This window comes from Photorhabdus akhurstii, from assembly GCF_019090985.1.
Lineage (GTDB): Bacteria > Pseudomonadota > Gammaproteobacteria > Enterobacterales > Enterobacteriaceae > Photorhabdus > Photorhabdus akhurstii.
In genome coordinates this window covers 2,333,740-2,355,795 of sequence record NZ_CP020335.1, presented here as the reverse complement: position 1 = coordinate 2,355,795, position 22,056 = coordinate 2,333,740, and the positions used below count along the sequence as shown (strand labels likewise).

The following is a 22,056-nucleotide window of genomic DNA, read 5'->3' as shown; positions in this document are numbered from 1 at the left end:
CGGTGCGGGAATAGCTCAGTTGGTAGAGCACAACCTTGCCAAGGTTGGGGTCGCGAGTTCGAGTCTCGTTTCCCGCTCCAAGTTACTGGTCAGGATTATGGCAAGTAACTAAAGATAGAAAGGCGCGTTGGCAGAGTGGCCATGCAGCGGATTGCAAATCCGTCAACCTCGGTTCGACTCCGGGACGCGCCTCCAGATTCAGCCCAGGTGGTGAAATCGGTAGACACAAGGGATTTAAAATCCCTCGGCTGTAAGGCTGTGCGGGTTCAAGTCCCGCCCTGGGCACCAAATGAAAACTTGCTGTGAAACAGTGAGTTAGGGAAAAGAAAAGGCCACCGCAAGGTGGCTTTTTTGCATTGTGCGATGGCCTGAAAATGATGAAGTGGCGGCACTTTGGCGGCGCTGTATAAATATACATTATCTATTTCAGGCAATCTCTTCCCCCTCAAAACATCATCAGAAAAATATTTTTCACATAAAAAAGTTAAGTAATAATTGCTACATTGCTGTGAAACCTATTTACTGACAGAGTTAGCAGAAAATTATTATCTTTTTATGCAGTTCATGAGCTTTTGTAGGAACAATTTTTTTATTTCAGGTTGGTTTGATTTAGCCCATGACGGATTTTCTAAATCGGTTGGAAGTAAGTACAGACGATCATCGTCATCAACAACTTTTGCATTAAGTTTTTCGGCTATCTGTAACATCTTACAATATAGGGCTGTATCGGGGTGTTTTGTATATATGTTCCCATCAGACCAATTCAGCCAAGGTTCTTCATAGACGCTCTTCCCTGTCCATCTAGCATGAAACTGGCCATTTCTTTCATCAATGAATAATTCGCCATCCTCAGCCACTAATGCGAGCCACTCATCGCTACTAATCTGGCAATCTTCATTCATTGAGAAGCATTCAGCTCTTGTTATATGAAGCTCCCACCCCATAATTACTCCTTAATTATCTGAAAAATACAGCAGTAAAAGGCCACCGCAAGGTGGCTCAGACCGCTGACAAACTACATTTAAAATAACGAGGGTTGTTTCTTTTTTCGTGATGGAAATCACTATTCACTATATCCTTTCATTATACTTTTTACCTCGGCTGTTCTGGCCATTCAATGTCGGAAACCAGCGAAATATTTACTCTATTGAGCATTATCCTGTATTTTTTCCATTCCAACAGAGCAGCTTTCTCTGCTTCGGTAGCGATATCTAAATCAACAGCATCTTGCAGTAATGCAATGGATTCATTAGCGTGTCGCAACAAAGCCATACGCTGCCGCTCCGCTTGTTCAATCTGATCTGCTTTTAGAGCGACATTATCAGTGACCCATTGTGTGCCATCCCACTTATCAAAATCGGTGGTAGGTTGCTTAAAGGTCTGAGTTTCAGGTAATTCACCCAGTTCAGTAATTTCCTGTTGAGTTCGTGTTAACGTATCGTAAGCGATTTTTCCGCGATAATCAGGTACTATTTCCCAACGCTTACCATCTTCACTTCGACAAACAGCCAGGTCATCAGAATCGGGAAAATCTGGTGCATCTAAATAAGAATGCGCTGACAAACTGACGCCGAGCATAACATATTCAATATCAGCGTTAGTAAATTCTCTTGTTATTTGATTAGTATGATAAACTTTTATCCAGCCGGGTTGAATTGCTAATCCGTCTTCACCCAATACGGCAGCTTCATGTTGCTCTAAAAAGTTTTTTTGTTCTGTCATTACGCTGCATGCTGCTGCTCTCACTATGTAGTTAAATGCTATGTTACGGGGCCTTGATACCCCTATAAATGCGGAATTCGCAGTCCAGTCTGTCTGAGCTTTATAATATACAGCTCTTACCGAAATATTGTTATTTTGGGGAATATCCCACTGCAATTTTTTGCGCTCATTGAGTGAAGGGGTAATAATAAAATGACTGGCCCGATCAGCATTCTGTATCAAATAAGCCCCTTCCTGCCACGACAATATTGAACGCGATGGATCTACATTTCTACCACTGTCCCAGCCACGGATAAACTCTCCCCTTAAATCGGGCAATCTGCCGTCAGGATAAGCTTCTGCTAACTTTGGGTACTGCAATTTATTAAAAAATGCACCGTTACAAACAAGGTAGTTGATAGGTGGATAGGGTAACGGCCACGGAATGGGGGAACCCACAGGTATATTAATTTCTTCACGTAACGAACTTATTATTTCCTGAGCAAGCTTTTGTGTAACAGCCAATGTATTACTATTGCCAATCACATTTGTAAGCTGAACAATACCTTTTTGTGTTAATGAAGCATCGGGAACCTTTGTTGCCATTTTTTGTTCCAGCGCTCCATTTAATTGGGCGTTGAGTTTCTCTATATTTCCATCATCCAGAACATCATTGCCAGAGTGTGTGGCGATAAAATTAGCGACTACAGAGGATATCGTGGAAGACTGACGTAATGCCTTATTTAGCATATCAGTGGTAATACCATCTCGTGGAAACCCAGTCTGCAAATTCTGATTTTCTTCATATTTTTCTTGGCTAATTATATTAGCATTATTGCCAATAGAAAAAGCCTTAAAATCACTTTTCTGACTCATGTACTTCCTCCTTAATAAAAATAATATTTTTTATAATCAACATATTTAATTACTGTAAAAACAATCCGCCTGTAAATCATTAAAATTAAAGTCTAGTTCAGAAAGAGGAGTAATACAGCATTCCTATTTATTAGGAGATTGACTGTTTTTATATCATTAGCAGCAATAAGCAATTCAATATCTTAAAATCGGAAATATATCCAAACCATTTATATTTAATATCTGGAAACTATTTTTCTCCTATTCCTTCTATCTCTTCCTGCAACTCCTTCTGTTTTAAATTCCAAACTGAATCTTCCGGCATTCGGACACGAATATCTAAACGACAGCATTCTGGAATGTCACAGGAATCCCTATCTTCATAAAACACACATTCATTGTTCTCATCGACACACTTGAGCCGCCAGTTCTGAAAATGGATTGGCAAGTGAGAATGTTGGTTTTTTAAGCTGCCTGTGCGGCAGTACACAGTTATTGCTGGGTTGAAAGCAACCGCCTCATTTTCTAAGCTGCCTGTGCGGCAGTACACTGTTGCATATTAACCCCAATCTACTGAATGTTAAAGAATAATCATTATAAAAAATAAAAAACCCTTTTTTACGGGGTGAATAATATTTATTTAAAAATCAATAAATTAAAATTTGCCGTTAAAAAAGGGTCAAAATTTCTTTCATTTAAGTAGAGCACCCTCCCCTTCTATTTTTGGTTCAAAAGGTACTTCTATTCAGCCATTATGCTGCTCTCACTATGTAATTAAATGCTATATTGCGGGGGCGGTTCTCTGAGGCCACAGGAACAACACTTGATGCGGCGAACCCAAAACCGTATGCAGTGTATACAGCATCCCGGGTAAAATGATCCACTGATTTAGGATTACCATCTACACCCATTCCAAGAGTTTCACTAGCATAAAAAGCCCCTTTTGTTGCCAGATGATAGTTTGATGCTATTGCCCCAGGAAATGAGCCCTCAATATTTCTGATAGCATCCCCCTGGTGAGTTAAAACTCCACGGCCACTATCAATACCTCGACCATCATCCCATCCGCGGATAAATTCGCCTCTTAAATCAGGTAATCTACCATCAGGATAAGCTTCCGCTAACTTCGGATACTGTAATCTATTAAATGCTGAACCATTACAAGTGAAATAACCGAATGGTGGGTGAGGTAACGGCCACGGAATAGGAGAGCCGACAGGAATTTCATTGGCTGTTTTAATCCGGTTATCTATCTCTTCACGGGTATATTTATGTAATGAATTTATTACTTCCTGAACAAGCTTTTGTGTAACCGCCAATGTATCGCTATTACCAATCACATTTGTAAGCTGGACAATACCTTTTTGAGTTAATGAGGCGCTGGGAATGTCTGCTGTAATTTTCTGTTCTAACGCTTTATTTAATTGAGCGGTGAGTTTGGCTATATTTCCATCATCCAGAACATCATTGCCAGATCCTGCCGCAATAAAATCAGCCACGACAGATGATACCGTTGATGCCTGACGTAATACCTTATTTAACAAGTGAGTGGGAACATTATCTGGTGAAAATCCAGTCTGCAAACTCTGATTTACCTCATATTTTTCTTGGCTGACTACATTCGCATTATCACTAATAGAAAAAGCCTTAAAATCATTCTTGTGATTCATACACCTTCCTTAAATTAAATAATGTTATTTCACAATCAACACATTAAATTATTATAAAAACACCCCATTACAACTCACGCCAATTAAAGTCTAGTTCAGAAAAAAAGTAATGCACTGTTCTTATTACTTATAAGGTTAACTATTTTTGTATAATTGACTACAATAAGCAACTCAATGTCCTACACTGAATATTTTGGTATCTGAACACGAACATCCAAACGGTAATGTCCAGTATTAAAAACCGCATCCAGAAGTTTATTCATTAACACTAATTTCAATATTATTATTGATGCTTTTAACTACTGATAATTTAAAAATATTCCCAATTTTAATTAATATGGTTTGAGTATAAACGATACCAAACTTAGTATCTTTCCAACGGTGAATAATTCCTGCCACTTAGTGCCGTTAACTTATAGGCATCACAACGGAAAGACCAATATCAGATAGCGGTGGATTCCACTAAAATAATTTTTAACCCGTATAGCGATCAAGAAAATCTACAATTCCCCGGATATACGTCTCATTGCCAACCCAGTAATTCCCCTGTTTTTTCTGCGAGATGGTTTGACTGGATTTACGCTGTTTGCACTTGACAGTGACTTTTTTGGGACTCATTTCAAAAGGTTGAGTGGCTAAAAACCTGCCAGAGATAACATGCAGCATAGAAATTATATGATAGCTAGCCTGTATTTTGTGAGCACCAATCCACATATTCTACGTTTGCCAAACTAATCTATTTGGCTGAATTTAACATTTTTAATATAATCCACCTGAAAAATGATACAACTAGCCAATACAAAGTATTAACAGAAAAATGAACAAAACATCACCACAAAAAGAAGAGCTAAACCATTTAAAGGCATGTTTACTCAGTGAAGTTATCTGTTCACGAACATCATTTTCATGGCCCAAAGCAGTCCATCGAGCCCTTAAATGTCCAGATCGCAGGTTCTATTTCTGGTGGAGAATTGCTAATTATTTATACAGGACAAATAAAGCCAAGAAAATCTCTATTCATATAAATAGAAATCTAAGGAATAAATATGGATGTGATTTAGGATTAGGGTCCTATATAGGGAAAAATTTTCGTATATCTCATTATGTTGGCATTGTTATTTCTCGCACATGCATTATCGGTGATAATTTTCATATCTTACAAAATACAACCATTGGCGTTCTTAATGAAGATGTTGATGGAACAATAAGGATAGGCAATAATGTAAAAATAGGCGCAAACTCTTGTATTATAAGTGACAATATAACAATTGGGGATAATGTCTACATCGGTGCAATGTCATTTATTAATAAAGATATCCCTGCTAATTGCATTGTATATACTCCTAAATCTCGAAATGAGATAAAGATAAAAACAGTAAAAAACAATTAACCAAATGTTACACCTTAAAATAAAAATGGAATTACAATATGTTTTTTAAATACAAATATCTCTTAAAATTGGGCATACTCTGTAAGCAGAATATAACAAAATCAATATACAGAAATATAGCCAGCAAAAGAATGAAACACAACATGAACTTTTGGCCTCACATAAAGATTTCAAGAAACATTAATGGTAAAATCAACTCAGTTTCGTTCAATAAGAAAAATATAAGCATCAATGAATTCCCCAAAGAATCAGAAAAACCATTAATCATTATTGCATCTGGACCGTCAGTATCTACCATCAAAACAGATTTTTTTGATGATACTAAATTTGATGTTATGGGCGTTAACGGCTCGTATGAACTATCACCAAAGGTGAAATTCAAATATCATGTTATAATTGACAGAACATTCATTCTAAATAGGAAAAATATTGTTTTAAACATACTAAAAAATAATGAATTAATACTCTTCACAACAATGGATTGCCTCAACGACATCTTAATTCATTATGGTTATCTTGAATTGAAATGTAAGGTAATTATTATTGAGAATATTGATCAACCCGTTTATAAAGAGGAAAAAGAACTTTCTGAGATAAAGAGTGATGAAATAATAATACAAAATGGTGTAGCATTCTCATTGAACTTGAATCTTGGATTTTATAACGGAACAACAGTTGCATATTCCGCTCTGCAAATAGCATTGTTTTTAGGCTATAAAAAAATATATTTCGCAGGTTTAGATATGAACAATTTTTCAAAACCAAGATTTTATGAAACTCAAAATGACAAACTCGATACCAAATTAAATAATAACTTACACGATTTCATCATTCCTTGTTTCAACCTAGCTCATGAAATAGCAATAAGCAAAGGAGTTAAAATTTATAATCTATCGAAAAATAGCGCTATAAATTCATTCGAAAAGTTGGATTATAGGGAAATTTAATCTGATAAAGCTTGCGTAGCTTCATGTAAAACGAGAAAAACCTCAATTAAAACTCAAGCTCATTTATACTCTACCTCATCCTTGAGGTAGAGTATTTACCAATCTCAATATGAAGCCAATATTTTCAGTCTTATCACTCGATAGAAATTCCTTGCTTTTATAACTCTAAACTACACCTAGAACTTTAAGAATTTAAACTGCCTGTACGGCAGTGCACACCAGTATCTCATCTGACCAGTTTTCGGGTTTGTTTCTAAGCTGCCTGTACGGCAGTACACACAAGGCTTAAGTGTTGATTATAAGCACCATTTTTCTAAGCTGCCTGTACGGCAGTACACTACAAGCATTGTCTGCGGCATTAATCGGCATAGTTTCTAAGCTGCCTGTACGGCAGTACACAAGGGAGTACCTTCGTACAAACGTACAATTTATTTCTAAGCTGCCTGTACGGCAGTACACTGTTACATATTAACCCCAACCTACTGAATGTTAAAGTGTAATCATTATAAAAAATAAAAAAACCTTTTTTACGGGGAAAACAATATTTGTTTAAAAATCAATGAATTAAAATTGGTTACTAAAAAAGGGTCAAAAATTAGGTCAAGAGAGGCTCAAGTTTTTAAGTTACCACTGACGCAACTTTCTTAGCTAACGATTACGTTTCAATAAATCTTCTACCTTATCTCATTCATCACTCAACAAAATTGATTTTTTCCCATTCGGAGATATGGGGATATAAGGTAATAACGGCTGTAAGATCTGAATTTTACCTTATACAGATGCTCTCTGTAACAATATATCCTTCATATCGGCCTGATCTTTCAGTAGTTACTATGGAAAAAAATAAGTATTACCGACTATCATTGACCATTCAGAAAAAATATCATGATTAAATAATTTCTCTAAAAAATAATATTTAAAAATATATTTTCATTTATTTAAAATTTTTCGGTTAAAGAATAAATAATTTAATTATTAGTATATTTTTTCTTTAAAAACAAATTGTTTCTCTATGCCATAGAATAAATCTATTTTAAGTGAAATTATTACTTAAATTATTTAGATAATCTCTTAAGTAATCAGCAAGGATTTACTATGCGAAATATAAAAAGTAAACTGAGCAGTATCACTTTAACCTTAAGTTAAATTAAGAATAAAAATAGAGTCATTTAAAAACATAAATTATATTTGATAATATTAGAATATGAATAACAATACCTCCACCAAGATAAAACATACTTTGAAACGATGCCAAGTCATCTTACTAAAAACTCACTCATTCGGAAGCTACCGCAAGAGAAATAACCACCCTCTTCTACACCTTATCAATATTGATCACTTAGGGTCGCAAAGTATTATAAACCTATCATCAGCTATACAGGCATTAATCATGAAAGAAATTAATGGAACATATGTTTCACCACAAATAATAAACACGATGGAAGCAAGCAATGAGCCGTGGGGAATCAAAGATAAAAATTCACGCTTTATTTATGGTAACCTGGCCTTAAAATCTATTCAAAACATTCCAATGTCATTTAATTATGAAGGATTTTTTGATGACGAACTTCCCTGGAGTGGATCGGAGTTTTCGAAAGAATTTATTGATCATGATAAAATTGTAATGACAGAAGGAAAGAGAGTTTGTTCGCTCGAAACCTATACATATGGAAAAGAAAAAATCTTATCGTCTTACTTCCAAGAGAAATTACCACTGTATAACGATGCAAAAGAGTGCATAGGTATCTTTTTTCATGGATGGAAAGCCAAAGATTTTTCATTAATTAATCTATATCAATATTATAATGATCTACCCACATCTATTATATTCCAACCACCAACAGATACTTTTACCCAACGTGAATGGGATATTATTTTTTTCTTTTTGCAAAAATACACCAGGAAACAGATTGGAAAAATATTAAATATTGCTTATCGTACAGTTGAATCCCATATGACCAATATATATTACAAGATAGGTGTCAACTCCAGTCAGCAACTGGAAGAATATTGTCTTATCAATAATTTTAAACGCTATGTACCGGAAAGGTTTTTACTATCTTAATAACACTATTTCCTATTTTTAGTCACAAAAAACATGATTACATAGTTTATCTCTGCCAGTATGATGTAATCCCATCATCAATGGATAATGATATTATCTCAAATTATACTGGCAGCATTTTCATATATAAAAACATTAGTTACACAAACACTTAACGCTTATTTTATTTCTAAGATAAATAATCATTTTCTGTTATATTCCATCACATTTAAAGATTACCTATTAAATGAAAATAAATTTCATTAACAGAAATAATCGGCCTTTTCTCTCTATAATAAAATACTGTTATTTTAAACACCATAAGTAAATCATTTCAATAATTACTTGAATAGTTAAATGGTATTATACCAACTAAAAAATACAATCAAAACAATACCGTTGTTGAACTAATTTACCTGTACAAGAAAGTAATAATCTCCCGGGAAAAGTGATTACCCCCCCTCCCGATTCTCTACCAATATCGACATTTTTCTAAAAATAACGATATTTTGAGATTTTCAACTGATAGATTACCCCCATCTATTGTAGAAAATGCCGTTAATTATATTAAGAAGATTCACCCCAAATAACATCTACAATGACATATACAATTAAACTATTCTCGTAATGAAAATATCCATGATAATTATTTTCTGGAAAAGTCTGTCATTGCGGGTAATAAAGTATTAAACTGACAGTATGATTCAAACATATCACAAATTAAACACAAATCAGGTAAAAAGGAATAATAAGATGAGTAATCACATAACTATATCATCTCAAATTATTAACACACTGACCTCAAGCAATGATCCTTGGGGAATCAAAGATAAAAATTCATGCTTTATCTACGGCAATATGGCATTAAAATCTCTCCAAAATTTTTCAAATTCATTTGAATTTGAGGGGTTTTATGAAAATGAACTTCCTTGGGATAGTGCTAAATTTGCGGAAGAATTTATTAATCATGACAAAAAAGTAATGGAAAAACAACAGAGGATATGTTCAATCGAAACCCATGTATTTGGCAGAGAGCAAGTTTCATCATCTTACTTTTTCGAAAAATTACCTTTTTACCATAAAGATGGAGATTGCATTGGAGTCATATTTCATGGCTGGGAAGCGCAAAATTATTCATTAGCCTATTTACATCAATACCATGATAAACTACCCGCTTCAATTATGCTCCAGCCACCAACCGATCTTTTTACTCAACGTGAATGGGATATCATTTTCCTCTTCTTACAGAAAAATACCAGAAAACAGATTGGACAAATACTAAACCTAGCTTATCGCACTGTTGAATCTTATATGACTCGGATATACCGTAAGATAGGTATTAATTCTAGCCAACAACTAGAAGAGTATTGCCGAACCAATGATTTTAATCACTATATACCGGAAAAATTTTTATTGTCTTAGATTACGTATTTATTCCCGTTTTTTACATGCTGTTCTTATCCATTATTAATGGAGAAAATAGCCAGCTCTGTTGGGATATTTTTATTTAAAAATATGATAGTTATACTCAATAATTTTTAAAAGTTATATATGAACCCAACAGGGCTCCCTTTTCCTTATTACCATTCAGTGAACAAATACATAGGATAGATATTCATAATGATGGTTTATAAAAGAGAAAGAATTCTATTTTATTTATACAAATGCTGAACCTACTAGAGACAATAAATTACCTAAAAACTTTAATATTATTGAGTATACAGAAAAATAATTATCTACATTAGTTAATCATTTCTTACGCCAAAGAAATCGCTCACAATCAAGCTAATATGGATTTTATTACCAGCTTCCTTGCGGACAAATAATTTATTTATTACATGTTAATACTAATTTTCATTATTAATAGCTATAATTTCGTATACAATAGAATAAAATATTACCGTTGAGTGTATTTACTTAGCAAGATAAATAATTTTATATAAAATAGTCTTCTATATTATATTTATTCATTCTTAAATCCTCTTTATAAAACAGTTACACATCTAATTAATAAGCATGTATTTTTTGACGAGCAAGTTATCACCCTCTATTGCATGAATTTACCTGGATAACTATATTCAATCAACTTACTGAATTTAAATTTATATCTCAGCAATATTTGTCACTATTTTCATTAGTGAGTTAAATGGATTATAAATTCAAATCTTAACAATTAAATTTTATGTCCAAAAGAAGAGGAGTGATATTATAAGTAAGTAGAAAAATAATTTTTTCACCTCAAATAATTAATACGTTAGAGCAAAATAATGAGCCGTGGTGAATAAAGGAAAGATATAAATTTTTTATTTATATTAATCAAGTATGTAAACATGTTCAAAATATTCCAAATTATTTTGACTACAAAGGGCTTTATAAAGATAAACTTAAATCCACTTCAAACAATTTCACCGGTGGTTCATCCAAATACACATATACCAAATGAACTTCAAGATGCTTGAGTCGTCAGACGTAAAAGTATTTAAATTCAATAACATAATCGTTTTTCAAACATGCACTTTGAAGTATCTTGAGTATATACCGGCAGCATATTAGGAATAGGGAGCATCACTACCTACTTTATCCAAACCACTTTCTCGGCTGACATGATAGCCCAGAGCCGTCATCCTGCTGATTTTTTCATCTTCTGATCCAGTAAAAATGAACACGAGTCGGTGCCTTATCGAACCGTTCGACAATTTCACTAAGATGATATCGATTTAAGTAATCCTCTTCGCCCTCATTCAATCCTGATAAATAAAACAGTTCCATTAATCCGACTGTCAACGAATTCGGTACCTCCATCCTGCGACCAGCACTGATACGCATCAGCAATGCCTCACCACACTGCGGGTAGTTGCAGCCACAGCGGTAACAACGGCTTCGGCCTTATTTTTGCCACCGTTAAACACCGTTTATACCACGGTAATTTTTTATCCTGCGGTTTATCCGGTTCGGGCAGGTGTTTGTTACCCCGCGGAGGCTGTTCGCGCTTTGGCGCCGTTATTGACGTGAAATATGATATGCCACCGGCAATAATATACGTGCCGGGACGCTTACCACAGGTGGTTTTGTCACCAACGAGTAGATAATACTCTATTGCCATCTATCTATTCACTCCCTATTTACTAATCACATGAAACGTTGGTTTAATCGAAATTTTTACCATATTATTACCACTTAAGCATTAATTTATGATTGATAATGCGAAAAATTTTTTTAAAAAAATATATAAATATTATGAAATTGATGAAAATCGAGTCAATATTTTGTCTCTGACGTTACCCCACCAGTATCGTCAAAGCAGAAAATCATTGATAAAAACCGCAAGAAATAGGGTAAGAATCTGATTGTGACAAACATCTAAGTGGAACTTGAAATGCAACTTTATATCTCGAGCTATACCATTTTAAGTAAGTTTTTTATTTAATTATTCTTCAAAAATTTAATTTCATAGAATTTACCTAACCTTAATTTTATTTAAGAATAACTATTGTCAACAGCAGACAAATTCAGACGCGGTTTTTAGGCTGAAAACTCCATATAGTTGATTATTCTGACAATTCCACAATATATTTTACCAGATTAAAATGACCAATATATGCCGTTTAAAAAGCATTCTTTAATTGATCGAATATTATTCCGATTAAATGCCATTTTTTCGCCTTTATTCTGCTCCAAAGATAACACCTTCTATTTCATTCTATTACCGGTCATCGTTATAACAACCACTCTTTCATACTTCGGTTAATGACAGAAAGTTTTTGACCTACATCACTTAATTAATTATGACTTAAAAATTCCATTCATTAATTTTACTGTTTAGTAATCAAATTAAAATGTTTCCATACAAAATAGTACTTTACGTTATATTCATTAATGTTAAAAGTCTCATTGTTTAACAATAAAAGGTTTAATTAATAAATATATGTATTTTGACGAGCAAGTTATTATATTCTATTATATTACCAAGGCATTCTAAGTATAATTAGTTAGCAAACATGTCAGATAACAACCGAAATAATCGTTCAGGAGTCACCAATGCAACATATAAAAAACAGACCTAACAATATCACTCCACAATTAATTCATATGTGGGAAAACAGTGATGAACCTTGGGGAGCTAAAGATCTCCAATCAAGATTCATTTATGCCAACTCCGCCTTTTATCAACTACTCAATTTGCCGGAAGAGTTCGATATTAGCGGGCTTTCAACAGGTGAATTACCTTCACCTATTGCAGAATATGAAAAAGAATGCCACAGTCAGGATCAAAAAGTTATTCAAACAATGCAACGCGTTAGTTCACTGGAAACGCATCCATTTGAAGAACATAAGATTAAACAAATCTATCTTTGTAATAAATACCCACTTTGTGATGAAGATGGCAATTGTATTGGGATCATTTTTCATATGTGCAAAACCCAAAACTTTTCTACTGCTTACTACCATGAAAAAATTCCTCCGGCAACGTTGGAATTTATCGCCCCTAATGACAAATTGACGCAAACTGAATGGGAAGTTCTCTTTCTGACCCTGCGCTCATTAGATGAAGATAAAATCGGTGAAGAGTTAATGATAAGTACCGAAGATGTGGTTAATCATATTCAATCGATTTACCAAAAATTTAATTTGCCACTACATGCAGAATTGGAAGATTTCTGTAGAAAAAATAAACTTGATCTTTATATCCCAGCAAGATTCGTCACTCTTGGTAGTTTAGAGTTAAATTGATTATAAGATTAAATATCAATGGCTAGAGAAAAAAGGAGTAATAACATGGATAATAAATTAATTATTTCATCTCAAGTTATTAATACATTGAGGCAAAGTAATGATCCTTGGGGAATAAAGGATAAAAACTCATGCTTTATTTATGGTAACCTGGCATTAAAATCTCTTAAGAACTTTTCAAGTTCATTTGAATTTGAAGGACTTTATGAACACGAATTACCTTGGGATGGGGCCGAATTTGCCAAAGAATACATAGATCATGATCGAAAAGTTATGGAAAAAGAAGAAAGAGTATGTTTGCTTCTAACACATACTTTTGGAAAAGAACAAATTCTGTCATCTTATTTTTTTGAGAAATATCCTCTCTATCATGAAGACGGAAGCTGTATGGGAACGATATATCATGGTTGGCAAGCTCAGGATTTCTCATTCACCCGACTATTTCATGGAAAATTGCCAGCCAATATTATGTTCCAAACACCAACTGACCTCTTTACTCAACGGGAATGGGATGTTATTTTTCTCCTATTACAAAAATATACCAGTAAGCAAATCGGTAGAATGTTAAATATTTCCTACCGTACCGTTGAAACCCATATCTCACGCATATATAAACGCATTGATGTTCACTCTAGTCGTCAATTGGAAGAATATTGTCGCACAAATGATTATGATCTCTATGTACCAGAAAGATTTGTGCATCCAGAAAGCAGAATGTTTCTTTAACACTTAGATTACAAAGGAGCTTTTACTAATATGAAAAAGAGCTATGCAATATTACCTCAAAATATTAACACCATAGAAATGAGCAATGAACCGTGGGGAATACAGAATAGCTCTTCGAACTTTATTTACAATGACTCTACTACAAAAAATTTATTCATACTTTTACACAACTATTTGATCATAAATGGTTCTATAATCATGAATTATCCTAAGTTATGGGACAGTCGTGAGTTAAAGTGATTATAAGATTAAACAGCAAAAACCTGATTTTAAGGCTAGAGAAAAAAGGAGTAATAATATGGACAATAAATTAATTATTTCACCTCAAATCATTAATATAATGGAACAAAGTAATGACCCTTGGGGAATAAAAGATGAGAATTCATGCTTTGTTTATGCCAATCAGGCATGTAAACGTATTCTCAATATTTCATGTTCTTTTGACTTTGAAGGGCTTTATGATCATGAACTACCTTGGATCGGGGCCGAATTTGCCAAAGAATACATAGCTCATGATCAAAAGGTGATGGAAAAAGAAGAAAGAGTATGTTCCCTTGAAACTAATACATATGGGAAAAAACAAATTCTATCATCTTACTTTTTTGAAAAGTCACCTATTTACCATGATAGTAACTGCATGGGAATTATATATCATGGTTGGCAAGCTCAGGATTTCTCATTCACCCGACTATTTCGTGGGAAACTGCCAGCATCTATTATATTCCAGCCACCTACTGATCTCTTTACTCAACGAGAATGGGATGTTATTTTTCTGTTGTTACACAAATATACTAATAAGCAAATCGGTAAGATGCTAAATATTTCCTACCGTACCGTTGAAACCCATATCTCACGTATATATAAACGAATTGGTGTCCACTCCAGTTACCAATTAGAAGAATATTGTCGTACGAATGATTATGATCTCTATGTACCAGAAAGGTTTGTGCATCCAGAAATCAGAATATTTTCTTAATTCTTATATTACAAAGGAGCTTTTACTGATATGAAGAAGAACTATGTAATATCGCCTCAGATTATTAACACCATAGAAATGAGCAATGAACCGTGGGGAATACAGGATAGTTCTTCGAACTTTATCCACGACGATTCTGCTACAAAAAATTTATTCGTACTTTTGATCATGAAGAGTTCTATAATCATGAATTATCCTAGGTTATTGAGTAGTTGTGAGTTAAAGTAATTACAAGATTAATAATCGAATTTTAAGATTAGAGAAAAAAGGAGTAATAACAATGGATAATAAACTAATTATTTCACCTCAAGTTATTAATACAATGGAGAAAAGTAATGATCCCTGGGGAATAAAAGATGATAATTCATGCCTTATTTATGTTAATTTGGCATTAAAATCTCTTCATAATGTTCCAAGTTCTTTTAACTATGAAGGGCTTTTCGATGATGAAATTCCTTGGAATGGTGCTGAATTTGCTAAAGAACACGTGACTCAAGATAAAATAGTGATGGAAGAAAAAAAAAGAATATGCTCACTCGAAACGCATCTATTTGGGAAAGAACAAATTCTGTCATCCTATTTTTGTGAAAAATATCCTCTTTACCATGAAGACGGAAGCTGTATGGGAACCATATTTCATGGTTGGCAAGCTCAGGACTTTTCATTCACCCGGTTATTTCATGGAAAACTTCCGGCATCTATATTATTCCAACCACCGACCGATCTTTTTACTCAACGGGAATGGAATGTTATCTTCCTCCTGTTACAAAAATATACCAGTAAGCAAATTGGTAGAATGTTAAATCTTTCCTACCGTACGGTTGAAACCCATATTTCACGTATATATAAACGCATTGGTGCTCACTCTAGTCGCCAATTAGAAGAATATTGTCGCACCAATGATTATGATCTCTATGTACCAGAAAGATTTGTGCATCCAGAAAGCAGAATGTTTCTTTAACGCTTAGATTATAAAGGAGATTTTACTGATATGAAAAAGAACTATGCAATATCACCCCAGATTATTAACACCATAGAAATGAGCAATGAATCGTGGGGAATACAGGATAGTTCTTCGAACTTTATCTACTGTAATTCAGCGACAAAAAAACTTACTCGTGGTTTTAAACAACCATTTAGCTATGAAGAATTTTATGATCATTCATTATCCCAAGCTATGGGATAGTCATGAGTTGAATTGATGATAAGATCAAACATCGAAAATCTAATTTTAAGGCCAGAAAAATAGGAGTAATAACATGGAAAATGAATTAATTATTTCGCCTCAAGTGATTAATACCATGCAGCAAAGCAATGAGCCTTGGGCAATCAAAGACAAAAACTCATGTTGGATTTTTGGCAATTTGGCATTTAGGCAAATCCAAAATCTCCCAGATTTATTTGATTATGAAGGGAAATATGATAGTGAACTTCCGTGGAATGGTGCTGAATTTGCCAAAGAATTCGTTATTCACGATAAGAATGTTATGAAACAAGAGAAAAGAATATGCTCACTTGAAACACATACATATGGGAAAGATAAATTTCTATCATCTTATTTTTCGGAAAAATATCCAATTTATAATGATGAGAACGAATGTATCGGTATCTTTCTCCATGCATGGAAAGCCCAAGATTTCTCATTCACTCGCTTATTTCATGGAAAACTTCCGGCGTCTATATTATTTCAACCACCGACTGATCTTTTTACTCAACGGGAATGGGATGTTATTTTCCTCATGTTACAAAAGTATACCAGTAAGCAAATCGGTAGGATGTTAAATATTTCCTATCGTACGGTTGAAACCCATATTTCACGTATATATAAACGCATTGGTGCTCACTCTAGTCGCCAATTAGAAGAATATTGTCGCACCAATGATTATGATCTCTATGTACCAGAAAGGTTTGTGCATCCAGAAAGCAGAATGTTTCTTTAACACTTAAGTTACAAAGGAGCTTTTACTGATATGAAGAAGAACTATGTAATATCGCCTCAGATTACCAACACAATGGATCAAAGTAATTCACCTTGGGCAATAAAGGATAAAAACTCATGCCACATTTATGTCAATCAGGCATGTAAACGTCTTCTCAATATTTCATGTTCTTTTGACTTTGAAGGGCTTTATGACCATGAATTACCCTGGGATGGAGCCGAATTCGCCAAAGAGTACATCGCTCATGATCAAAAGGTGATGGAAAAAGAAGAAAGAGTATGCTTGTTCTTAACACATACTTTTGGAAAAGAGCAAATTCTGTCATCTTATTTCTTTGAAAAATACCCTCTTTATCATGAAGACGGAAGCTGTATGGGAACAATATATCATGGTTGGCAAGCTCAGGATTTCTCATTCACTCGGCTATTTCATGGAAAATTGCCAGCCAATATTATGTTCCAACCGCCGACCGATCTTTTTACTCAACGGGAATGGAATGTTATTTTCCTCCTATTGCAGAAGTATACCAGTAAGCAAATCGGTAGAATGTTAAATCTTTCCTATCGTACTGTTGAAAATCATATCTCACGCATATATCAGAGAATTGGAGTTCATTCCAGTTATCAATTGGAAGAATATTGTCGCACTAATGATTATGATCTCTATGTGCCAAAAAGATTTGTACATCCAGAAACCAAAATGTTTCCTTAACCATTAAATTAAAAGGAGTTCTACTAATATGAAAAAGAACTATATTATCTCACCTCAGGTTATTAACACAATGAAGCAAAGTAATGAGCCGTGGGGAATCAAGGATAAAAACTCATGCTTTATTTATGTCAACCAAGCATGTAAACACGCACAAAATATTTCAAGCTCTTTTGACTATGAAGGGCTTTATGATTATGACCTTCCCTGGGATGGAGCCGAATTTGCTAAAGAACATGTTATTCAAGATAAAATAGTGATAGAAAAAGAAGGAAGAATATGTTCACTTGAAACACATCCATTTGGAAAAGAACAAATTTTGTCATCCTATTTTTGTGAAAAATATCCACTTTACCATGAAGATGGAAGTTGTATAGGAACGATATTTCATGGTTGGCAAGCTCAGGATTTCTCATTTACCCGGTTATTTCGTGGGAAACTACCAGCATCTATTATATTCCAGCCACCGACCGATCTTTTTACTCCTCGGGAGTGGGATGTTATTTTCCTTTTTCTACAAAAATATAACAGCAAGCAAATCGGTAGAATGTTAAATCTTTCCTATCGTACGGTTGAAAATCATATCTCACGCATATACCAAAGAATTGGTGTTCATTCCAGTTATCAATTGGAAGAATACTGTCGTACAAATGATTATGACCTCTATGTACCAGAAAGATTTGTGCATCGGGAAAGCAGAATGTTTCCTTAACCATTAGATTAAAAGGAGTTCTACTAATATGAAAAAGAACTATGTCATCTCACCTCAGGTTATTAACACAATGGAGCAAAGTAATGAGCCGTGGGGAATAAAGGATAAGAATTCATGCTTTATTTATGCTAATCAAGCATGTAAACATGTTCAAAATATTTCAATCTCTTTTGACTATGAGGGGCTTTATGATTATGACCTTCCCTGGGATGGAGCCGAATTTGCTAAGGAATTCATGATTCACGACAAAATGGTGATGGAGAAAGAAGAAAGGATGCGTTCGCTTATAACACATGTACATGGAAAAGAACAAATTCTTTCATCTTATTTTTTTGAAAAATATCCTTTTTATCATGAAGACGGAAGCTGTATAGGAACGATATATCATGGCTGGCAAGCTCAAGATTTCTCATTCACCCGGCTATTTCGTGGAAAATTGCCAGCCAATATTATGTTCCAGCCACCGACCGATCTCTTTACCCAACGAGAATGGGATGTTATTTTCCTTTTTTTACAAAAATACAACAACAAGCAAATCGGTAGAATGTTAAATCTTTCCTATCGTACTGTTGGAAATCATATCTCACGCATATACCAAAGAATTGGAGCTCATTCCAGTTATCAATTGGAAGAATACTGTCGCACGAATGATTATGATCTCTATGTACCAGAAAGATTTGTACATCCAGAAACCAGAATGTTCCCTTAATCATTATATTAAAAGGAGTTCTACTAATATGAAAAATAACCATGTAATATCACCTCAAGTTATTAATACAATGGAGCTGAGTAACGAGCCTTGGGGAATAAAAGATAAAAACTCATGCTTTATTTATGCCAATCAGGCATGTAATCGTGTTCAAAATATTTCACGCTCCTTTGACTATGAAGGTCTTTATGACTATGACCTTCCCTGGGATGGTGCCGAATTTTCTGAAGCGTACATGACCAATGATAAAATTGTAATGGAAAGAGAAGAACGAACATGTTCGCTTGTAACTCATAAATTTTTTAAAGAACAAATTCTGTCATCTTATTTTTTTGAAAAATACCCTCTCTATCATGAAGACGGAAGTTGTATAGGAACGATATATCATGGTTGGCAAGTTCAGGATTTCTCATTCACCCGGCTATTTCGTGGAAAATTGCCAGCAAATATTATGTTCCAGCCACCGACCGATCTCTTTACCCAACGAGAATGGGATGTTATTTTCCTTTTTTTACAAAAATATAACAGCAACCAAATCGGTAGAATTTTAAATATCTCCTACCGTACGGTTGAAAATCATATCTCGCGTATATACAAACGGATTGGTGTCCACTCTAGTTACCAATTGGAAGAGTATTGTCGCACCAATGATTATGATCTCTATGTACCAGAAAGGTTTGTGTATCCAGAAAGTAGAACGTTTCCTTAATTCTTTAAATTAAAAGGTATTGTTACTAATATGAATAAGAACTATGCAGTATCACCTCAGATTATTAACACAATAGAAATGAGCAACGAACCGTGGGGAATACAGGGTAGTTCTTCAAATTTCATCTACGATAATTCAGTTACAAAAAAATTCATTCATAATTTTAAAGAATCATTTGATTATGAAGGATTTTATGATCATGAATTGCCCTGGGATGGAGCCGAATTCGCCAAAGAGTACATAGCTCATGCTCAAAAAGTGATAGAAAAAGAAGAAAGAGTACGTTCACTTATAACATGTACATTTGGAAAAGAACAAATTCTTTCCTTTTATTTTTTTGAAAAATACTCTCTTTATCATGAAGACGGAATCTGTATGGGAACGATATATCATGGCTGGCAATCTCAGGATTTCTCATTCACTCGACTCTTTCATGGAAAATTACCAATAAATATTATGTTCCAGCCACCAACCGCTCTCTTTACTCAACGGGAATGGGATATTATTTTCATCATGCTACAAAAGTATACCAGTAAGCAAATCAGTAGAATGTCAAATATTTCCTATCGTACGGTTGAAACCCATATCTCGCGTATACATAAACGGATTGGTGTTCACTCTAGTTATCAATTAGAAGAATATTGTCGTACCAATGATTATGATCTCTATATGCCAAAAAGATTTGTGCATCCAGAAAGCAGAATGTTCCCTTAACCATTAGATTAAAAGGAGTTCTATCAATATGAAAAACAACCATGTAATATCACCTCAAGTTATTAATACAATGGAGCAAAGTAATGAGCCGTGGGGAATAAAGGATGAAAATACACGCTATATTTATGTCAATCGGGCATGTAAGCGTCTTCAAAATATTTCAAGTTCTTTTGACTATGAGGGGCTTTATGAGCATGAATTGCCCTGGGATGGAGCCGAATCTGCAAAAGAATACATGGCCCATGATAGAAAAGTAGTGAAACAGGAAAAAAGAATATGTTCACTTGAGACACATGTACATGGAAAAGAACAAATTCTGTCATCATACTTTTTTGCAAAATATCCTCTTTATCATGAAAACGGGAGCTGTATGGGCATTATATATCATGGTTGGCAAGCTCAGGATTTTTCATTTATCCGGCTATTTCATGGAAAACTGCCGGCATCTATATTATTTCAGCCACCAACCGATCTCTTTACTCAACGGGAATGGGATGTTATTTTCTTCATGCTACAAAAGTATACTAGTAAACAAATCGGTAGAATGTTAAGTATTTCCCACCGTACTGTTGAAACCCATATTGCACGAATATATGAAAGAATCGGTGTTCACTCTAGTTACCAATTGGAAGAGTATTGTCGCACCAATGATTATGATCTCTATATGCCAAAAAGTTTTGTCCATCCCAAAACCAGAATGCTTCTTTAACCTTTAGATTAGAAGGGATTGTTACTGATATGAAGAAGAACAATGCAATATCACTTCAAGTTATTAATACAATGGAAATAAGCAATGAACCGTGGGGAATAAAGGATAATTCTTCAAACTTTATCTACGGTAATCCAGCTACAAAGAAATTTATTCATAATTTTAAAGAGTCGTTTGATTATGAAGGGCTTTATGATCATGAGCTGCCTTGGGATGGCGCTGAGTTCGCCAAGGAGTTTATTATCCACGATAAAAATGTCATGGCTAAAGGCGAAAGAGTCTGTTCATTTGAAACCCATGTATTTGGACAAGGGCAAACTCTGTCATCCTATTTCTGTGAGAAACTGCCTCTTTATCATAACAATGGTAATTGTATGGGAATTATGTACCATATGTGGCAAGCCAAGGAGTATTCATTGACCTACCTATACCAATATTATGATAAATTACCCTCATCCATTCTACTCCAACCACCTTCTGATCTTTTTACTCCACAGGAGTGGGATATTATCTTTCTCTTCTTACAGAAGCAATCTAGAAAACAGATCGGGGAAATATTGAATATCGCCTATCGTGAGGTTGAAGAGCATACGGCAAGGATATATCGTAAAATCGGGATTCACTCTAGTCAGCAGTTGGAAGAATATTGCCGTGCCAACAACTTTAACCATTACATCCCAGAAAGGTTTTTATTGTCTTAGATTACGTATTATTTCCCAGTTTCTACACACTACCTTTGTTAATTATTTATTGATAAAATATACGGCCCTATGGAAATAGGCTTTTTTCAACGGAAAATTTCCATCCAATAGTTT

The 22,056-nt window shown here is 34.3% G+C and carries 21 protein-coding genes, 3 tRNA genes, 1 pseudogene and 1 CRISPR repeat array; of the genes and pseudogenes, 20 read left to right on the top strand and 5 right to left on the bottom strand.

The genetic code is table 11. From position 1 onward, the window contains the following. Positions 1 to 4 precede the first annotated feature (4 nt). The 3 genes from B0X70_RS10310 to B0X70_RS10300 all read left to right on the top strand — a co-directional run bounded on the left by B0X70_RS10310 (position 5) and on the right by B0X70_RS10300 (position 288). Positions 5 to 80: transfer RNA gene (locus tag B0X70_RS10310), tRNA-Gly, on the top strand. Between the two features lie 41 nt (positions 81 to 121). Further along, positions 122 to 195 (top strand) — tRNA-Cys (locus B0X70_RS10305). A gap of 6 nt (positions 196 to 201) precedes the next feature. Then, positions 202 to 288, top strand: a tRNA-Leu gene (locus B0X70_RS10300). Between the two features lie 257 nt (positions 289 to 545). On the opposite strand, the gene B0X70_RS10295 is transcribed toward B0X70_RS10300, so the two are convergent. The 4 genes and pseudogenes from B0X70_RS10295 to B0X70_RS10280 all read right to left on the bottom strand — a co-directional run bounded on the left by B0X70_RS10295 (position 546) and on the right by B0X70_RS10280 (position 4,226). Then, on the bottom strand, positions 546 to 944 hold the full coding sequence (locus tag B0X70_RS10295) for a hypothetical protein (RefSeq protein ID WP_217471451.1): 399 nt from the start codon (positions 942 to 944) through the stop codon (positions 546 to 548). A 148-nt stretch (positions 945 to 1,092) separates the two neighbouring features. After that, complete coding sequence (locus tag B0X70_RS10290) at positions 1,093 to 1,722, bottom strand: tail fiber assembly protein (RefSeq protein WP_217471714.1); 630 nt, start codon at positions 1,720 to 1,722, stop codon at positions 1,093 to 1,095. A 224-nt stretch (positions 1,723 to 1,946) separates the two neighbouring features. After that, positions 1,947 to 2,577 (bottom strand): annotated as a pseudogene (locus B0X70_RS25955) (tail fiber protein); the annotation flags it as partial. 731 nt (positions 2,578 to 3,308) lie between these two features. Then, positions 3,309 to 4,226, bottom strand: coding sequence for a phage tail protein (locus B0X70_RS10280; RefSeq protein ID WP_217471450.1), 918 nt, complete (start codon positions 4,224 to 4,226; stop codon positions 3,309 to 3,311). An 817-nt stretch (positions 4,227 to 5,043) separates the two neighbouring features. On the opposite strand from B0X70_RS10280, the gene B0X70_RS10275 reads away from it, so the two are divergent. From B0X70_RS10275 to B0X70_RS10260, 4 genes are all read left to right on the top strand, one after another. Continuing rightward, a complete protein-coding gene (locus tag B0X70_RS10275) occupies positions 5,044 to 5,616 on the top strand; it encodes a serine acetyltransferase (protein WP_217471449.1) in 573 nt (190 codons plus the stop codon). A gap of 38 nt (positions 5,617 to 5,654) precedes the next feature. Then, complete coding sequence (locus B0X70_RS10270) at positions 5,655 to 6,563, top strand: WaaZ-like lipopolysaccharide core biosynthesis protein (RefSeq protein WP_217471448.1); 909 nt, start codon at positions 5,655 to 5,657, stop codon at positions 6,561 to 6,563. 189 nt (positions 6,564 to 6,752) lie between these two features. Next, positions 6,753 to 7,022: a CRISPR direct-repeat array (repeat unit 28 nt; unit sequence TTTCTAAGCTGCCTGTACGGCAGTACAC). Between the two features lie 931 nt (positions 7,023 to 7,953). Beyond that, on the top strand, positions 7,954 to 8,628 hold the full coding sequence (locus tag B0X70_RS10265; protein ID WP_105397809.1) for a LuxR C-terminal-related transcriptional regulator: 675 nt from the start codon (positions 7,954 to 7,956) through the stop codon (positions 8,626 to 8,628). A gap of 732 nt (positions 8,629 to 9,360) precedes the next feature. Beyond that, the gene (locus B0X70_RS10260) at positions 9,361 to 10,029 is read left to right on the top strand and encodes a helix-turn-helix transcriptional regulator (protein WP_217471447.1); all 669 of its coding nucleotides are present in this window, start codon (positions 9,361 to 9,363) and stop codon (positions 10,027 to 10,029) included. 1,414 nt (positions 10,030 to 11,443) lie between these two features. Here B0X70_RS10260 and B0X70_RS25765 read toward each other — a convergent pair. Beyond that, entirely contained in the window at positions 11,444 to 11,710 is a 267-nt protein-coding gene (locus B0X70_RS25765) for a hypothetical protein (RefSeq protein ID WP_336246317.1), read from the bottom strand. A gap of 935 nt (positions 11,711 to 12,645) precedes the next feature. On the opposite strand from B0X70_RS25765, the gene B0X70_RS10250 reads away from it, so the two are divergent. From B0X70_RS10250 to B0X70_RS10190, 13 genes are all read left to right on the top strand, one after another. Next, positions 12,646 to 13,338, top strand: a complete 693-nt coding sequence (locus B0X70_RS10250; RefSeq protein WP_217471446.1) for a PAS domain-containing protein — start codon at positions 12,646 to 12,648, stop codon at positions 13,336 to 13,338. Between the two features lie 45 nt (positions 13,339 to 13,383). Further along, positions 13,384 to 14,064: a helix-turn-helix transcriptional regulator gene (locus B0X70_RS10245; RefSeq protein WP_217471445.1), complete on the top strand. Its 681-nt coding sequence runs from the start codon at positions 13,384 to 13,386 to the stop codon at positions 14,062 to 14,064. A gap of 298 nt (positions 14,065 to 14,362) precedes the next feature. Then, positions 14,363 to 15,040 (top strand): PAS and helix-turn-helix domain-containing protein, encoded by a 678-nt coding sequence (locus B0X70_RS10240; protein ID WP_217471444.1) that lies wholly within the window; start codon positions 14,363 to 14,365, stop codon positions 15,038 to 15,040. A 280-nt stretch (positions 15,041 to 15,320) separates the two neighbouring features. Further along, positions 15,321 to 16,001, top strand: coding sequence for a PAS and helix-turn-helix domain-containing protein (locus tag B0X70_RS10235; RefSeq protein WP_217471443.1), 681 nt, complete (start codon positions 15,321 to 15,323; stop codon positions 15,999 to 16,001). Positions 16,002 to 16,031: 30 nt separating this feature from the next. Further along, positions 16,032 to 16,226, top strand: a complete 195-nt coding sequence (locus B0X70_RS10230) for a hypothetical protein (RefSeq protein WP_246593487.1) — start codon at positions 16,032 to 16,034, stop codon at positions 16,224 to 16,226. Positions 16,227 to 16,299: 73 nt separating this feature from the next. Beyond that, entirely contained in the window at positions 16,300 to 16,980 is a 681-nt protein-coding gene (locus tag B0X70_RS10225; RefSeq protein WP_036807650.1) for a helix-turn-helix transcriptional regulator, read from the top strand. A 30-nt stretch (positions 16,981 to 17,010) separates the two neighbouring features. Then, positions 17,011 to 17,691 carry a helix-turn-helix transcriptional regulator gene (locus B0X70_RS10220; protein ID WP_217471442.1) on the top strand — a complete coding sequence of 227 codons (681 nt, stop codon included), beginning with the start codon at positions 17,011 to 17,013 and terminating at the stop codon, positions 17,689 to 17,691. A gap of 28 nt (positions 17,692 to 17,719) precedes the next feature. Next, positions 17,720 to 18,400, top strand: a complete 681-nt coding sequence (locus tag B0X70_RS10215) for a helix-turn-helix transcriptional regulator (RefSeq protein WP_105397800.1) — start codon at positions 17,720 to 17,722, stop codon at positions 18,398 to 18,400. A 28-nt stretch (positions 18,401 to 18,428) separates the two neighbouring features. Then, on the top strand, positions 18,429 to 19,109 hold the full coding sequence (locus tag B0X70_RS10210) for a helix-turn-helix transcriptional regulator (RefSeq protein ID WP_217471441.1): 681 nt from the start codon (positions 18,429 to 18,431) through the stop codon (positions 19,107 to 19,109). 28 nt (positions 19,110 to 19,137) lie between these two features. After that, positions 19,138 to 19,818 carry a helix-turn-helix transcriptional regulator gene (locus B0X70_RS10205; RefSeq protein ID WP_217471440.1) on the top strand — a complete coding sequence of 227 codons (681 nt, stop codon included), beginning with the start codon at positions 19,138 to 19,140 and terminating at the stop codon, positions 19,816 to 19,818. A 30-nt stretch (positions 19,819 to 19,848) separates the two neighbouring features. After that, positions 19,849 to 20,532 (top strand): helix-turn-helix transcriptional regulator, encoded by a 684-nt coding sequence (locus B0X70_RS10200; RefSeq protein ID WP_217471439.1) that lies wholly within the window; start codon positions 19,849 to 19,851, stop codon positions 20,530 to 20,532. A gap of 28 nt (positions 20,533 to 20,560) precedes the next feature. Continuing rightward, complete coding sequence (locus B0X70_RS10195; protein WP_214038990.1) at positions 20,561 to 21,241, top strand: helix-turn-helix transcriptional regulator; 681 nt, start codon at positions 20,561 to 20,563, stop codon at positions 21,239 to 21,241. A gap of 29 nt (positions 21,242 to 21,270) precedes the next feature. Continuing rightward, positions 21,271 to 21,942 carry a helix-turn-helix transcriptional regulator gene (locus tag B0X70_RS10190; protein WP_217471438.1) on the top strand — a complete coding sequence of 224 codons (672 nt, stop codon included), beginning with the start codon at positions 21,271 to 21,273 and terminating at the stop codon, positions 21,940 to 21,942. Positions 21,943 to 22,056 lie beyond the last annotated feature (114 nt).